The sequence below is a fragment of the Actinopolymorpha sp. B17G11 genome, assembly GCF_040196095.1.
Classification (GTDB): Bacteria; Actinomycetota; Actinomycetes; order Propionibacteriales; family Actinopolymorphaceae; genus Thermasporomyces.
In genome coordinates, this window is record NZ_JBEFTW010000002.1 from 84,091 (window position 1) to 99,535 (window position 15,445).

Consider the following 15,445-nt stretch of genomic DNA (forward strand, 5'->3'; position numbering starts at 1 on the left):
GGCATGACGGCACGGATTCTGGACGGCAAGGCGACGGCGGCGGCGATTCGTACCACCCTGACCGCTCGGGTCGAAGCACTGCGGGCGCGCGGTGTCACGCCGGGCCTGGGAACCGTGCTGGTCGGTGACGACCCGGGCAGCCATGCGTACGTCCGCGGCAAGCACCGCGACTGCGCCCAGGTCGGGCTCGCGAGCATGCGGGTGGAGCTGCCGGCCACGGCGACCCAGGAGGAGGTGGAGGCGGAGGTGGAGCGGCTCAACGCCGACCCGGCGTGCACGGGCTTCATCGTTCAGCTGCCGCTGCCGAAGGGGCTCGACGCCAACCGCGTGCTGGCCCGGATGGATCCTGCCAAGGACGCCGACGGCCTGCACCCGGTCAACCTCGGCTGGCTGGTGCACGGCAAGCCGGCGCCCCTTCCGTGTACGCCGCGGGGGATCGTCGAGCTGCTCAGGACGTACGACGTCGAGCTCGCCGGCGCGGAGGTCTGCGTCATCGGGCGCGGCATCACCGTCGGCCGCCCGCTCGGTCTGATCCTCACCCGCCGGTCCGAGAACTCCACGGTGACGCTCTGCCACACCCGGACGAAGGACCTCAGCGCTCACGTCAAAGCTGCCGACATCGTGGTGGCGGCCGCAGGGGTGCCGGGGCTCGTCACTGCGGACATGGTGCGTCCGGGCGCGGCGGTCCTCGACGTCGGCATCACCCGGACCGACGCCGGCCTCGTGGGCGACGTCGACCCGGGTGTGCGCGAGGTGGCCGGCTGGCTGGCGCCGATGCCGGGCGGTGTGGGTCCGATGACGCGGGCGATGCTCCTCACCAACGTCGTCGACGCGGCCGAAGCCGCATCGGCAAGCGGTCAGCCGACCTAGGACGGGTCACCACAGCCGCACGGCTCTCCCGGTGCCGCGGCCGTGGAGGCGTCCCGCTAGCCGACGAGCGCGGGGGCGAGTTCGCGGAGTTGACCGAGGTCGAGTCCGCCGTCGGGGGCGAGCGGCTGGAGAAGTACGTGGTCGGCACCGGCGTCGAGGTGCTCCTTCACCCGATCGCGTACGGCGTCGACCGATCCCCACGCGACGACCGCGTCGACCAGCCGGTCACTCCCACCATTCGCGACGTCCTCCTCGGTGAACCCGAGTGCGCGCAGGCTGTTCACGTAGTTCGGCAGCCGCAGGTAGAACGCCGTGTGCTCGCGGCCGACCTCCCTCGCCCGGCCCGGATCGGTCTCGACCAAAACGGCCTGTTCGGGGATGAGCAGCGGTCCTTCGCCGAGAATCTCCCGGGCCCTCGCCGTGTGGGTGGTGGGGACGAAGTACGGATGAGCGCCGTCGGTACGGTCCCGCGACAGCTCCAACATCTTCGGGCGTAGGGCCGCCAGGACGCAGGGCACCGGCTCGGGCGGTTCCGCCGCCACGTACGCCGCCGCCGCCATCTCGTCCAGATAGCCGCGCATCTTGGCGAGCGGGCGTTCGTAGGTGTGGCCACGTGCGGCGACGGGCGGCTGGTGGCTCACGCCCAGGCCGAGCAGGAACCTGCCCGGGAACGCCTCGCCGAGAGTCTTCGCCCCGCTGTTCATCGCGGCGGCGTCGCGGCCCCACACGTTCGCGATCCCGGTGCCGAGCGAAAGGCGGTTCGTTGCGGCGAGCAGGATCGCGGCGTTGCTGAACGGCTCCTTCGTCGCCGGTGTGTCCGCAAGCCACAGCGAGCCGTACCCGAGTTCCTCGATCTCCGCCGCGGCCTCGCGAACCTGCCCTGCGGGTAGTCCGTTGAGGGCGGCGATCCAGGTGCCGACCTGGCCGAGGCGCTGCTTCCAGGCTGCGGTGTCGATCCTGCTTGTCATCGATGACCTCTCGGGTGTGGGTTGTCCTGTCGAGGGCGGCAGTGCGGTCGTCCGGCGTCGTCAGTGGAGAACTTCTGCTGGGCGCGACGTATGCCCGAACCGCGTCGTCGACCGCGCACCAGGCTCAGATCCGATGCCGCAGAGAGCTCACGTTTCTCTGGGCGATCATCTAGAAGGTCAATGAGTCTCTGGAGGTATCTCCATCGACTCTCGTGATTCAGCCATGGTGAAGTGATCCGCATGGAGGAGATCTTGCCCACCCACCCGCCACGTCAGCACACCGTTGTCCCTGCCGGTGGGGCGCGTGCTCTCGCCCTGGCGGCCGGTCAGACGCTGCGCGTGGTGGATCTCGAGGGCCAGCAGGTGGGCGACGTCTTCGCGTTCGTCCGTGACGACCCCCTCGAATACCACAGCGCCCCGCACACGCGTGCAGCCGTGGGACGGCTGTTCCCTGCCGTCGGCGAGGCGTTCTTCACCAATCGCCGGCGCCCGATGCTGAGGTTGCTGGACGACACGTCACGCGGCTCGCACGACATGTTGATCGCCGCGTGCGACCCCGCCCGCTACGCCGGGCTCGGCGCCTCGGCTGGGCATCCCTCGTGCGCGGAGAACCTCCACCGCGCCCTCGCCGACCTGAACACGCCGATCACCCACACCCCGCAGCCCATCAACGTGTTCATGCGGATCACCGTCGACGCGGACGGTGGGCTGCGGTGGCTTCTGGCAGCGAGCCGAGCGGGCGACAGCGTCAGCTTCGAGGCGCTTCTCGACTGTGTTGTCGTCGTGTCCGCCTGTCCTCAGGACATCGTCGGCATCAACGGCCCCGGTCCGACCGCGCTCGGCCTCGAGCTGACGTCCGTACGAAAGAGAGAAGGAAGAGCGTGAGCCATTCGAACGCAGTCCGGCTGGAGCACCCTGCCCTGGCGCCTACCCGCCTGGCTGGTCAGACGCTGGCCAACAGGTTGGCCGTGGCACCGATGACCAGGGTCTCCGCGTCGCCTGCCGGAGTACCGACGCCGGCGATGGTCGACTACTACGCCCGCTTCGCGCGTGGCGGTTTCGGGCTGGTGATCACGGAGGGAACCTACACCGACGAGACGTTCAGCCAGGGCTATCTCCATCAGCCTGGTCTCGCGTCACCGGCTCAGGTGTCCGCATGGACGGAGGTCACCGCCAAGGTTCACGCGGAGGGGGCCCGTATCGTCGCCCAACTCATGCACGCGGGGGCTCTGTCGCAGGGCAATCCGCATCGTGACGGGACAGTCGGCCCGTCGGCGATCCGCCCACGCGGGGAGATGATGCCGGAGTACCGCGGGAGCGGGCTCTGGCCGGTGCCCGCGGCGATGACGGCGTACGACATCGACGAGGCGGTGGAGGGATTCGTCGACGCGGCCGCGCACGCCTGTGCTGCTGGCTTCGACGGGATCGAGGTGCACGCGGCGAACGGCTACCTGCTCGACCAGTTCCTGACGACCTACACCAACCATCGCGACGACGAGTACGGCGGGTCGGTCGCCAACCGGGTGCGGCTCACGGCGCGGATCGTGACCGCGATCAGGGTGGCGCTCGGTCCCGACTTCTGGGTCGGCGTTCGGCTGTCGCAAACGAAGGTGAACGACTTCGAGTACCGCTGGCCGGGAGGAAGTGCCGACGCCCGGGTGATCTTCGCCGCTCTGGGCGAGGCGGGTGCGACCTACCTGCATGTCGCCAGCGAAGGGCGCAACTGGATCGAAACCGCCCGACTGGACAGTGACGGGGACGGGGACGGCAACGGCGCGGGACCCGGCGGCACCATCACCGCACTTGCCCGCGAGGTGAGCGGGCTTCCGGTGATCGCCAACGGTGGCATGCACGATGTCGAACAGGCGGCACAGGTCTTGGCCGGTGGTCACGCGGACCTGCTCGCGCTCGCCCGCGGCGCCCTCGCCAACCCGGACTTCCCGCAGCGGTTGGCCGCCGGCGAGCGTCTGCGTGCGTTCGACCACTCCATGCTGACGCCGATGGCGACCCTGGAGAACGCCGAACGGTGGCGGAGGGCCGTCGATCTCCCCTCGTCGTCTGCGGCCGCAGCCGGATCCGAAGAGGCGCGGACGTGAGCAGGCGGACGTGAGCAGGCGGACGTGAGCAGGCGGACGTGAGCAGGCGGATGCGGGAAGGGACGGGCGCCGGGTGACAGACTCCCGTATGCCCACGAACGCACGCTCCTGGCTCGGCGGTGCGGCTGCCGTGGCCACGTTGACCTTCGACGTGGACGCCGAAGCGGCCATCCTCGCCCAGGGCCGCCGCTACGCCCGGCACGCGTCGACCATGACCCACCAGGCGTACGGCCCGGATGTGGGGGTACCCCGGCTGCTGGACCTGCTCGACGAACTCGGCGTACCCGCGACGTTCTTCGTACCCGGCTGGGTCGCCGAGCAGCGACCCGGCCTCGCGGCGAAGATCGCGGGCCGCGGTCACGAGGTGGCCCACCATTCCTACAGCCACCGGCCGCCGACCCAGCTGACTCCGGCACAGGAGCGGGCGGACTTCGAGCGTGCCCTGCGGGTCTTCGCCGACCAGGGCATCGAGGTGACAGGGCACCGGGCGGCCGGTTGGGAGGCGACCTGGCAGACCGCGGAACTGGTCGCCGAACACGGCCTGCGCTACGACTCGTCCTTGATGGGCGATGACCGGCCCTACCAGGTCAGGACCGGTGCCGGCGACGTTGTCGAGCTTCCCGTGCACTGGTCGCTCGACGACTGGGAGCAGTACGCCTTCCTGCCCGATCCGCCCATCGGCCAGGTGATCGAGTCACCGCGCAAGGTGCTCGCCATGTGGCAGGACGAGCTGGATGCCATGCGCCACTACCACTGCCTGTTCAACCTCACCTGCCACCCGTTCCTTTCCGGTCGGCCCGGGCGGGCGTTGGCGTTGCGGCGGCTGATCGAGTACGCGAAGGAGTGCGGCGACGTGCGGTTCGCACGGTGTCGGGAGGTGGCTGCCGCGACGCTCGATGATCCGACTGTCCGAACCGTCGAACTGCGTCCGGTCATCGCCGACCCGGAGGTGTACCCCGAGGTGGGCCCAGGAATGAGCCCAGGAATGAGCCCAGGAATGAGCCCAGGAATGAGCCCAGGAATGAGCCCAGGAATGAGCCCAGGGGTGGGCCCAGCGGTGGGCCCAGCGGTGGGCATGGGGAGGACGTAACGCAGTAGCGCCGCGGATCGGGGGCGTCCCGGCGGGACTCAGCGGTGGGTGATCGCCGCGTCGGACTCGAGGGCGAGGAAGAGGTCCACCCGGTCCGCGGTGTGGTTGACGTCCTTGCCGGTGAGTTCGGTGATCTTGGTCAGCCGGTTCCGCAGGGTGTTGACGTGGATGAAGAGCGCCGCCGCGGTCGCCGCCCACTGGCAGTCGTGGGCGAGGAAGCTGCGGAGGGTGGCTTCCAGGCCCGCTCCGCGGCGGTCGTCGTAGGTTCGCAGTGGACCGAGGACCCCTTCGGCGAACCTGCGGACGACCTCTGGATCCTGTAGTCCGAGCAGGATCCGGTGGGTGCCGAGTTCAGAAAGGCTGCCGACCTGCGGGCCGCCGGAACGCTGGCGCAGCAACCGGCAGGCGTCCCGTGACTCCACCAACGGACGCCGTAGCCCGGAAGCGTCCGGAACGACGTCGCCGATGCCGATCACCGGGCGCAGCTGCGCGTGGCGATCCTCGACGGCCGCCACGAGCGTGTGCGCGAACGCGGGCAGCTCTCGCCCGGGACCGCGCCAGGACAGCACGGCGATCACGTCGTCGCTGCCGGTGATCACCACGGCGGGAACGCCTTCGCCGACGAAGAACTCACCGACCGTCTCCGCGAGGGTGGGTGGCGCGGCCGCTCCACCGCCAGAGAACGCCAGTGCGCAGACCGCGAGCGGCCCGCCGGCGTCGATGCCGAAGGCGTGCAGCCGCTCGGCCACCGCGGCGGCCCGGCTACCGCCGGAGAGAATCATGTCGATCAGCTCGCCGGCGAAACGCATCTCGATGGCCTGCACCGCCTGTTGCTTGGCCAACTCGAGGCTCAGGAACGTGGCCGCCTGCTCAAGGGCTTGGCCGACCCGACCGCGGAGTGCGGAGGCTGGACGCAGGCAGAGCAGGGCGGCGTCGACGTCGGTGAGCGCCCCCACCAGGAACACGGTCGCAGGGCCTGACGGGCCGAGGTCGAGTTCGAGCGGAGGCGGGTGCCGGTTCAGTGCTTCCACCACCATGTCCAGGGCCGCTGCATCGAGGTGGAAGTCCGCGGCCGCGAGCAGCCGTCCGGAACGATCGACGACCGCGAGTGGAAGCTCATGGTCGCGGCGCAGGATGCCGAGCACGCCCGAAGCCCCGAACCCGCGCGAGATCGTCTCGGCCAGCGCGTTGCCCCGGCGGACGGCACCCAGGATCGCGCTCTGGCGTTCGTCGGCGTACATGTCCGCTGCGGCCTGGGTGAGCGCGGTGAACGGCACCTCGGTGGAGATCTCCGCGAGGGGGAGCTGCGCCCCTCGGCATGCGTCGACGAGATCCTCGGGCGTGCGCGGCGTCGAATCACGAAGGCCGAACACGATCCCTGCGGCGCCCGCTCGCACGACGTTGGCGACGAAGGTCGCGGACATGGCCGCGTCAGTACGCCACAGTCCGTTGGTGAGGACGAGTTCGCGGTTGCGGAGGTACGGGGACGGGTCGGGGAGCTCGGTGTTGTGCACCCAGAGCACTTCGCTGTCCAGGGCGCCTGGCGCGCCTTCGGCGAGCACCCGCAGCTCGAGTGCGGGGTTGTCGACGAGGCCACGCAACGTCAGCACGCTGTGAGCTTATCCATGCTGCAAGGCGGCCCAGAGGACGTTCGTCTACCGCCGCCCGGCCCCGTCTGAGGGGTCCGGGTGCGATCAGGAGCCGGCAGTTGATCTTCTCGAGTACCTGACCTGGTGAAGGCCACCCCATGCGGGACACCGGTCCATGGTCATGAGGGAGACTGGTCCACATGCGTGAGGTCATGATCCTCGGCTCGACCGGCTCGATCGGTACCCAGGCGATCGATGTCGTACGCCGCAATCCGGACAGGTTCCGGGTCGTCGGCCTGGCCGCGGGCGGCAGCCAGGTGGAGGTCCTCGCGCGGCAGGCGCTCGAGTTGGGCGTCGATGTCGTCGCCGTCGCGAAGGCCAGCGCCGTCCAGGACCTCCAGCTGGCGATCTACGCGGCGGCGCAGAAGCACGGATACAGCGCGGGGGAGTTCGCGATCCCCAAGATCCTCGCCGGGCCGGACGCCGCCAGCGAGGCGGCCCGGTGGCCCTGTGACGTCGTACTCAACGGCATGACGGGTTCGGTCGGGCTCGCTCCCACGCTCGCGGCACTCGAGGCAGGCCGCACCCTCGCCCTCGCCAACAAGGAGTCGCTCATCGCCGGCGCACCGCTGGTCAAGGCGGCCGCGAAGCCGGGTCAGATCGTCCCGGTCGACTCCGAGCACACCGCCCTCGCGCAGTGTCTGCGTGGCGGCCGGCGGGAGGAGGTACGCCGGCTCGTCGTCACCGCCAGTGGCGGCCCGTTCCGTGGTTGCAAGCGGGCCGACCTCACCGACGTGACACCTGAGCAGGCGCTCGCGCACCCCACGTGGAACATGGGCCCGGTCATCACGATCAACTCCGCCACTCTGGTCAACAAGGGTCTCGAGGTCATCGAGGCGCACGAGCTCTTCGACATCCCGTACGACCGGATCGAGGTCGTGGTCCACCCGCAGTCGATCGTGCACTCGATGGTGGAGTTCCACGACGGCTCGACCCTCGCCCAGGCCAGCCCGCCGGACATGCGGCTACCGATCGCCCTCGCGCTCGGTTGGCCCGACCGTGTGCCCGACTCCGCCCCGGCCTGTGACTGGTCTCAGACGTCCACCTGGGAGTTCCAGCCTCTCGACGACGAGGCGTTTCCCGCGATCCGCCTGGCCCGTGCGGCCGGTGAGCGGGGCGGTGCGGCGCCCGCGGTCTACAACGCTGCCAACGAGGAGTGCGTCTCCGCGTTCGTCGACGGCCGGCTGTCCTTCCTCGGCATCGTCGACACCGTGGCTCACATCCTCGACGAATACACTCGCGGCGACACTCCGGTATCCCCGGGCGGCGTCTCGACTCTTGCCGACGTGCTCGCCGGCGAGACGTGGGCCCGGTCCCGCGCCACCCAGCTCATCGCGTCACCTGCCGCAACCCCCGACGAAAAGGATCTGTCCGCATGGACCTGATCGCGATCTTCGGCGCCGTCGTCTTCTTCGCCGGCGTCCTCGCGTCCATCGCGCTCCACGAGGTGGGGCACATGGTGCCCGCGAAGCTGTTCGACGTGCGGGTGACGCAGTACATGGTCGGATTCGGCAAGACGCTCTGGTCGCGCAAGCGGGGCGAGACGGAGTACGGCATCAAGTGGATCCCGTTCGGCGGCTACGTACGCATGATCGGGATGTTCCCGCCCGCCCGCGACGGTCGACTCCGGCGGTCGAGCACGGGTCCTTTCCAGACGCTGGTCGAGGAGGCGCGGAGCGCATCGGCCGAGGAGACCGCGCCCGGCCAGGAGCACCGGCTCTTCTACACCAAGAAGTGGTGGCAGAAGCTGATCATCATGAGCGGTGGTCCGCTCATGAACGTCTTCCTGGCGATCATCCTCTTCGGCGTCGTCCTCATGGGCTTCGGCACCTTCGTCCCGAACCCGGTCGTCAGCATGGTGCCGGACTGTGTGATCCCCGCGAGCGAGGGCCAGCGCAAGTGCACCGACCGGGATCCGGTCTCACCCGCCAAGCAGGCCGGCTTCGAGCAGGGCGACGAGATCGTGGCGTTCAACGGCAGCCCCGTGGCGTCGTGGGCCGCGATCTCCGCGCACATCCGTGACTCCGACGCCGGTGCCGTGACCATCACGGTCGAGCGTGACGGTACGCGGCGCGACCTGCGGGCCGACCTGATCGCCACGGACCGGCCGAACCCCGACAACCCCACCCGGACCGAGCGGGTCGGGTACCTCGGCATCTCACCGAAGATGGTGCACGAACGCCAGGGCCCGATAGCGGTCTTCGGTGAGATGGGTCGCATCACGGCCCTGACCGTTCAGGCGATGGCGCACATCCCGGACCGCATGGTCGGCGTGGCACAGGCCGCGTTCGGTGGAGAGCGCGCGCAGGACAGTCCGATGAGCATCATCGGCGCCAGCCGGGTGGCCGGCGAGATCGCGACGCTCGAGATCCCCGTGTCCAACCGGATCGCCGGCTTCATCCAGTGGTTGGCCGCCCTCAACCTGTTCGTCGCGCTGTTCAACTTCATCCCGCTGCTCCCGCTGGACGGCGGTCACATCGCCGGTGCCCTGTACGAAGGCCTCCGCCGGGCGATCGCCCGGCTGCTCAAGCGCCCCGATCCCGGTTATGTCGACGTGGCGCGGGCGCTGCCGATCGCCTACGCCGTGGCGAGCGTTCTCGTCGTGATGGGCGTCCTGCTGATCTACGCCGACATCGTCAATCCCGTGCGATTGCCGGGCTGAGGCGGGGTTGGCAGAGCGTGTGACGGAGAATTGAGAGACGGTAGAGGGGCACCAGACGCCGGAAGCAACGAAGGACTGCCGCGAAGCAACGAAGGACTGCCGCGAAGCAACGAAGGACTGCCGCGAAGCAACGAAGGACTGCCGCGAAGCAACGAAGGACTGCCGCGAAGCAACGAAGGACTGATGGTGACAAGCGTTGATCTAGGCATGCCAGCCGCTCCGCCGCCCACCCTTGCCGAGCGCCGCAAGACCCGCCAGATCCGGGTCGGCAAGGTGCTTGTCGGTGGCGACGCGCCGGTGTCGGTGCAGTCGATGACGACGACCCCCACGACCGACATCAACGCCACGCTGCAGCAGATCGCGGAACTCACCGCGAGTGGTTGTGACATCGTGCGGGTCGCCGTGCCAAGCCAGGACGACGCCGAGGCGTTGCCGGCCATCGCGCGGAAGTCGCAGATCCCGGTGATCGCCGACATCCACTTCCAGCCGAAGTACGTCTTCGCCGCGATCGACGCAGGATGCGCCGCGGTTCGCGTCAACCCCGGCAACATCAGGAAGTTCGACGACAAGGTGGCCGAGATCGCCAGGGCGGCCACCGACGCGGGCGTGTCGATCCGGATCGGTGTCAACGCCGGTTCGCTCGACCCGCGCCTGTTGGAGAAGTACGGCAAGCCGAGTGCGGAGGCGCTGGTCGAGTCGGCGCTGTGGGAGGCGAGCCTGTTCGAGGAGCACGGTTACGGCGACTTCAAGATCTCCGTCAAGCACCACGACCCGGTGGTCATGGTCAAGGCGTACGAACTGCTGTCCGAGCAGTGCGACTACCCCCTGCACCTCGGCGTGACAGAAGCCGGTCCGGCGTTCCAGGGGACGATCAAGTCGGCGGTGGCGTTCGGCGCCCTGCTGGCCAAGGGGATCGGCGACACCATCCGGGTGTCCCTGTCCGCGCCACCGGTCGAAGAGGTCAAGGTCGGCATCAAGATCCTCGAGTCGCTCAACCTGCGTCCGCGCAAGCTCGAGATCGTGTCCTGCCCGTCGTGCGGTCGTGCCCAGGTCGACGTCTACAAACTCGCCGAGGAGGTGACGGCCGGCCTGGAGGGTATGGAGGTTCCCCTGCGGGTGGCCGTCATGGGCTGTGTCGTCAACGGGCCGGGGGAGGCGCGCGAAGCCGATCTCGGTGTCGCCTCGGGCAATGGCAAGGGCCAGATCTTCGTCAGGGGCGAGGTCGTGAAGACTGTGCCGGAGAGCGAGATCGTCGAGACGTTGATCGACGAGGCGATGCGGATCTCGGAGGAGATGACCCGATCCGGGGTACCGTCGGGATCACCTGAGGTCGAAGTGCGCTGAGGCCCGGTGCCGCGGAAGGAGGGCGGATGCTCGAGACCACCGAGCGGGTCCGACTTCTGCATGCGGGGGACCTGCGTGCCGTCCGCCGGGTGCTCGACGCCGACCCGGTGACGAATGTCTTCGTCGACGCGCGGGTCGAGGCCGCGGGATCCGATCTTCGCCGGATGGGTGGCCAGTTGTGGGGATTCGCCCACCGCGGCCGGCTCGTGTCGTTGTGCTACTCCGGTGCCAACCTCGTCCCTGTGGCGGCCACGTCGGCCGCCGCTTCCGCCTTCGCCGAACGCGCGCTGCGCGTCGGGCGCCACTGCTCGTCGGTGTGGGGCCCCCGTGACGCCGTCGCGGCCCTGTGGGAGGTGCTGGAACCCTCCTGGGGTGCCGCCCGCGGCGTCCGCGCCGACCAGCCGTTCCTCACGTTGCGGCGGGAGCCTGCCGTCCGCCCGGATCCGTTGGTACGCCGGGTCACGATCGCAGACCTGGGGCTCGTCTACGACGCGAGCGTGGCGTTCTTCCGTGAGGAGTTGGGGGTTTCTCCCGAGGCGAGGGACGGTGGGGCCTACTACCGGTCCCGGGTCGCCGAGTTGGTGCGGCAGGGCCGGGCCTACGCCCGGATCGAGGACGGAGAGGTCGTCTTCAAGGCCGAGATCGGGGTCGCCACTCGGCGTACGTTCCAGGTCCAGGGGGTGTGGGTGCGGCCCGAGCGGCGCGGGGAAGGGCTGGCGGCACCGGGAGTCGCCGCGGTGGTCGCGGCGGGGCTGCGCGATGTCGCGCCGGTGGCGACGTTGTACGTCAACGACTTCAACCTCGCGGCCCGCCGCGCCTACGCGCGGGTCGGCTTCACCCAGGCCAGCACCTTCATGACCGTGCTGTTCTGATAGTCGCAGACTGATCCCCGGTTCCCGGTCCCCGGTTCGAGGTGGTCGCCGAGGCCGTCGCGACCGGCCGGGTGGCGATCCGGACCGCCGTCAGGCGCCGGGATGCGCGATGGGGAGTCCGATGGACTTGGCCGCGGCGAGCAGCCGCTTGTCGTAGGTGACGAAAGCTGTCAGCTCGTCGCCGAAGACGGCGGAGGCGGTCGCCAGATGGATGGCGTCGAGTGACCGGAGGGTGGAGTCCTGGTACGCCGCCGCGGTGGCGCGTACGAGGTCGTCGAGGTCGTACAGCGCGATGCGCGAAAGCACGGCCGGTGCCGCGCTGAGGAGCTCCGGCTCGCTCCGGCGTAAGGCTCTCGGCACCTCGACCTCGACAAGAGCCGATGCCACGAGAGGTTCAGGTCGCCGTTGTTCCAGCCAGTCCACCAGGGCATCGCTTTCCTGCTCTGGCCTGATGAGTTTGATCAGCGCCGCGGTGTCGAGGTAGATCATCAGTAACGTTCGTCGTCGCGTAGCTCGCTGACCAGCCGGCCACCCTCATGATCGGTCCTGACTGGTCCTCGCGGGCGGGGTATCGGCCCGGTCGCGGTCGGCAACCGGAGCTTCCCGGTTGCGGCGAGTCGGCGCAGTGGTTCGGCGGCGGCCGGCACCACGCGGGCAATGACCACGCCCCGCTCGGTGATGTCGATCTCCTCGCCACGTTTGACCCTGGCCAGGACGCTGGCAGTGTCCTGGTTGAGGGCTCGCACCGGCACCTCGCTCATGAGCCAAGTGTAGTACGAACATGTACTACATAGCGGCCCACGGCGGCGGATGCGTCGGCGGTCAGGTGTAGCGGTAGGCGGTGTCGGGAATGTCGGTCACGAACATGTGGCCCGGTGCATGGGTGATCGCGAACGGCGGACACGAGGACATGACTGCCGCCTGGGGTGTCGTTCCGCAGGCCCAGAACACCGGCACCTCGTCCTCCCGGATCGTCACGGCGTCACCGAAGTCCGGCCGTCCGAGGTCGGCGATGCCGAGTGCCTCCGGATTGCCGACCGCGACCGGCGCGCCGTGAGCATCCGGCATCGCGGCCGTGACCCGCACCGCGGTGGCGACCAGATCCGACGGGATCGGCCGCATGGTCACGACAAGCGGCCCACGCAGCCGACCGGCCGGCCGGCAGGGGTGAGTCGTGACGTACATCGGGACGTTGCGACCCTCCTCGACGTGGCGCAGGGGCAGTCCTGCCGTGCGTAGCGCCGCCTCGAAGGTGAAGCTCGAGCCGATGAGGAAGGCCACGAGATCCGGTCGCCAGTAGCGCCCCACCTCGCCTGGTTCGTCGACGAGGGAGCCGTCACGCCAGATGCGGTACGCCGGAAGGTCGGTACGCAGGTCCGCGCCAGGCGCCAGCTCGGTCCGGGCCAACCCCGGATCGGTGACGTCGAGCACGGGGCATGCTCGCTCGTTGCGCTGCGCGAAGAGGAGGACGTCGTACGCCCAGTCCGACGGCACCGCGATCAGGTTGGCCTGGGCGAAGCCGGCCGACCATCCTGCGGTCGGCGCGACGGTCCCCTTCCGGAACAGCGCTCTCGCCCGGGCCGGCGGGATGTAGGCCATCCCCGTCGTGTCGGGGCTGAGCTCGGCGAGGGCGGCGCCCGCGACAGGGGCGTTTCGGGCGCTCGCCGGTGTGGAAGCCATGGTGGACATGGCGGTCCCTTTCCGATCTGTTGGAGAAGGTGGGCCTGTCAGAGGAGGTTGGCCTGTCAGCTGACCCCGGCCCGTCAGGTGAGTTCGCGGCCACGGGTTTCGGGCAGCCCGAGCAGCGCGAGCACGGCGATGGCGTACGCCGCCGCCCCGAAGGTCATCGCGCCTCCGAGGCCGACGCTCGCCGCCAGGAACCCGACCGCCGCCGGGAAGAACGCGCCCATCGCGCGGCCGAAGTTGTAGGTGAAGCCCTGTCCGGTGCCGCGGAGTTGCGTGGGGTAGAGCTCTGCGAGGAACGCACCGAACCCGCTGAAGATGGCTGACGCACTGAACCCCAACGGGAATCCGAGGACCAGCACGAGAGTGTTCGCGCCAGTCGGGATCTGGGTGTAGGCCAGCAGCAGCACACCGGACAGCGCCGCGAACAACGTGAACGTGCGCTTCCGGCCGAGCCGGTCGGTGAGGTATCCGCCGGTGAGATAACCGGCGAACGCGCCGGAGATGAGGAACGCCATGTAGCCGCCGGTGCCGACCACCGTGAGCTCCCGCTCGTTCTTCAGGTAGGTCGGCAGCCAGGTGGCGAGCGTGTAGTAGCCGCCCTGCACACCGGTGGCGAGGAGAGCTGCGAAGAACGTCGTGGAGGCCAACCTGCCGCGGAAGATCGCGGAGAACGAACCGGCGGTCGTGCCGCGCCGCCGCTCTGTGGCGACAGGTGCGTCGGTGACGCTGCGCCGGAGATAGAGGATCAGCAGCGCCGGCATCGCGCCGGTCCAGAAGAGCACCCGCCAGGCGAGGTCTTCTGACACCAGGGAGAACACCACGGTGTAGGCGATGACGGCGAGGCCCCAGCCGACCGCCCAGGCACTCTGGATCCAGCCCAGGACCTGGCCGCGGTGAGGGGACCGGGCGTACTCCGCGACCAGGATGGCACCGGTCGCCCATTCACCCCCGAAGCCGAACCCCTGCAGGGCGCGGAACACCAACAGGGTCTCGTAGTTCGGTGCGAACCCGCACGCGACGGTGAAGAAGGCGTACGTCGCGACGGTGATGACGAGCATGCGGGTGCGCCCGATGCGGTCGGCGAGAACGCCGGCCACCGCGCCGCCCACGGCCGACACGACGAGGGTGACCGTGGCGAGCAGACCCGCCTGTCCGGTGGTCAGTCCCAGCGCGGCGGTCATGGCGGCGAGCGCGAGCGGGAGGATCTGGAAGTCGTAGGAGTCGAGTCCCCAGCCGCCGAACGCGCCGACGAACGCGCGCCGTCCGCGCGGGCCGAGTGTGCGGAACCACGCGAAGGCGCGGTCGTCTTCGGGAACGAGAGTCTGTGCTGATGGCGACGTCATGGGTGACCTCACAATGAGGATGAGGTGAGCAGGAGTCCCCGCGTCGGTGGGCCACGTTGCGACGCCGGCGCGAGGTGGATTGCTGCGTGACGTATCGCTCGATGCTATGGTTCACCGTAAGGATTGTTGAACGATTCCACAAGATCCATGGCGGAGGATGTTCATGGCGGCGAGGGTCGCGGTCGGGTCCGGACTCGAAGGCGATCGGGCTCTGCTGGGACGGACCAGCACCGCGGGCCGGGTTGCCGACATCCTCCGCGACCGGATTGCGGAGGGCTTCTTCCCGCCCGGCGACCGTCTGCCCGAAGACGAGATCGGCCGCGCGCTCGGCGTCTCCCGCAACACCCTGCGCGAGGCGTTCAGGCTGCTGACGCACGAACGCCTGCTGGTGCACGAGATGAACCGAGGCGTGTTCGTCCGTCAGCTGTCGGTCGAGGACGTGGTCGACCTGTTCCAGCTACGCCGGCTGTTGGAGTGCGCGGCGGTCCGCACGGTCGGCTCGCCATCGCCGGACCTCGGCGCGTTGCGGGACGCGGTCAAGGCGGGACGTGCGGCCGCGCGCCGTCGCGGATGGCAGGACCTCGGGACGGCGAACATCCGCTTCCACCAGGCGGTCGGCGCTCTTGCCGGCAGCGCCCGCATCGACGAGATCATGCGCGGCCTCCTTGCCGAGCTTCGTCTCGTCTTCCACGCGATGGCCGACCCGCGCCGGTTCCACGAGCCGTACCTCGCCCGCAACGTCGAGATCCTCGGCGCTCTGGAAGCCGGCAAGGGCAAGGTGGCCGAACGGCTGCTCGGGCGCTATCTCGACGACGCGCTGGCCCAGCTGCTCGACGCTTACTCCGAACGCACGAAGGGGGCCTGA

15 protein-coding genes are annotated in these 15,445 nt (G+C 69.5%); 9 read left to right on the top strand and 6 right to left on the bottom strand.

From position 1 onward, the window contains the following. The first annotated feature begins 3 nt into the window (after positions 1 to 3). Positions 4 to 870, top strand: a complete 867-nt coding sequence (locus ABN028_RS02780) for a bifunctional methylenetetrahydrofolate dehydrogenase/methenyltetrahydrofolate cyclohydrolase (protein ID WP_349695508.1) — start codon at positions 4 to 6, stop codon at positions 868 to 870. 56 nt (positions 871 to 926) lie between these two features. Here ABN028_RS02780 and ABN028_RS02785 read toward each other — a convergent pair whose 3' ends face one another. After that, positions 927 to 1,838: an LLM class F420-dependent oxidoreductase gene (locus ABN028_RS02785; RefSeq protein WP_349695509.1), complete on the bottom strand. Its 912-nt coding sequence runs from the start codon at positions 1,836 to 1,838 to the stop codon at positions 927 to 929. A gap of 240 nt (positions 1,839 to 2,078) precedes the next feature. Between ABN028_RS02785 and ABN028_RS02790 the strand changes: the two genes are divergently transcribed. The 3 genes from ABN028_RS02790 (at position 2,079) to ABN028_RS02800 (ending at position 5,024) form a co-directional block, all read left to right on the top strand. Further along, on the top strand, positions 2,079 to 2,723 hold the full coding sequence (locus ABN028_RS02790; protein WP_349695510.1) for a DUF1989 domain-containing protein: 645 nt from the start codon (positions 2,079 to 2,081) through the stop codon (positions 2,721 to 2,723). Further along, positions 2,720 to 3,934: an oxidoreductase gene (locus ABN028_RS02795; RefSeq protein ID WP_349695511.1), complete on the top strand. Its 1,215-nt coding sequence runs from the start codon at positions 2,720 to 2,722 to the stop codon at positions 3,932 to 3,934. Before ABN028_RS02790 ends, ABN028_RS02795 begins: the two co-directional genes overlap by 4 nt. 88 nt (positions 3,935 to 4,022) lie before the next feature. Further along, positions 4,023 to 5,024: a polysaccharide deacetylase family protein gene (locus ABN028_RS02800; protein ID WP_349695512.1), complete on the top strand. Its 1,002-nt coding sequence runs from the start codon at positions 4,023 to 4,025 to the stop codon at positions 5,022 to 5,024. Between the two features lie 38 nt (positions 5,025 to 5,062). On the opposite strand, the gene ABN028_RS02805 is transcribed toward ABN028_RS02800, so the two are convergent. Next, complete coding sequence (locus ABN028_RS02805; RefSeq protein WP_349326325.1) at positions 5,063 to 6,634, bottom strand: PucR family transcriptional regulator; 1,572 nt, start codon at positions 6,632 to 6,634, stop codon at positions 5,063 to 5,065. Positions 6,635 to 6,813: 179 nt separating this feature from the next. On the opposite strand from ABN028_RS02805, the gene dxr reads away from it, so the two are divergent. The 4 genes from dxr to ABN028_RS02825 all read left to right on the top strand — a co-directional run bounded on the left by dxr (position 6,814) and on the right by ABN028_RS02825 (position 11,551). Then, positions 6,814 to 8,058, top strand: coding sequence for a 1-deoxy-D-xylulose-5-phosphate reductoisomerase (gene dxr / locus ABN028_RS02810; RefSeq protein ID WP_349695513.1), 1,245 nt, complete (start codon positions 6,814 to 6,816; stop codon positions 8,056 to 8,058). Next, the gene (locus ABN028_RS02815; RefSeq protein WP_349695514.1) at positions 8,049 to 9,335 is read left to right on the top strand and encodes a M50 family metallopeptidase; all 1,287 of its coding nucleotides are present in this window, start codon (positions 8,049 to 8,051) and stop codon (positions 9,333 to 9,335) included. The genes dxr and ABN028_RS02815 overlap by 10 nt, the downstream gene beginning before the upstream one ends. A gap of 207 nt (positions 9,336 to 9,542) precedes the next feature. Continuing rightward, positions 9,543 to 10,679, top strand: coding sequence for a flavodoxin-dependent (E)-4-hydroxy-3-methylbut-2-enyl-diphosphate synthase (gene ispG, locus ABN028_RS02820; RefSeq protein ID WP_349695515.1), 1,137 nt, complete (start codon positions 9,543 to 9,545; stop codon positions 10,677 to 10,679). Between the two features lie 26 nt (positions 10,680 to 10,705). After that, on the top strand, positions 10,706 to 11,551 hold the full coding sequence (locus tag ABN028_RS02825) for a GNAT family N-acetyltransferase (protein ID WP_349326329.1): 846 nt from the start codon (positions 10,706 to 10,708) through the stop codon (positions 11,549 to 11,551). A gap of 90 nt (positions 11,552 to 11,641) precedes the next feature. Here ABN028_RS02825 and ABN028_RS02830 read toward each other — a convergent pair whose 3' ends face one another. From ABN028_RS02830 to ABN028_RS02845, 4 genes are all read right to left on the bottom strand, one after another. Further along, entirely contained in the window at positions 11,642 to 12,040 is a 399-nt protein-coding gene (locus ABN028_RS02830) for a type II toxin-antitoxin system VapC family toxin (RefSeq protein ID WP_349326330.1), read from the bottom strand. Continuing rightward, on the bottom strand, positions 12,040 to 12,312 hold the full coding sequence (locus ABN028_RS02835) for a type II toxin-antitoxin system Phd/YefM family antitoxin (protein ID WP_349326331.1): 273 nt from the start codon (positions 12,310 to 12,312) through the stop codon (positions 12,040 to 12,042). Before ABN028_RS02835 ends, ABN028_RS02830 begins: the two co-directional genes overlap by 1 nt. Before the next feature lie 61 nt (positions 12,313 to 12,373). Beyond that, positions 12,374 to 13,231, bottom strand: coding sequence for a putative hydro-lyase (locus ABN028_RS02840; protein WP_349695516.1), 858 nt, complete (start codon positions 13,229 to 13,231; stop codon positions 12,374 to 12,376). Between the two features lie 83 nt (positions 13,232 to 13,314). Then, positions 13,315 to 14,580, bottom strand: a complete 1,266-nt coding sequence (locus ABN028_RS02845) for an MFS transporter (protein WP_349326333.1) — start codon at positions 14,578 to 14,580, stop codon at positions 13,315 to 13,317. 163 nt (positions 14,581 to 14,743) lie between these two features. Between ABN028_RS02845 and ABN028_RS02850 the strand changes: the two genes are divergently transcribed. Beyond that, positions 14,744 to 15,445, top strand: coding sequence for a GntR family transcriptional regulator (locus ABN028_RS02850; protein WP_349326334.1), 702 nt, complete (start codon positions 14,744 to 14,746; stop codon positions 15,443 to 15,445).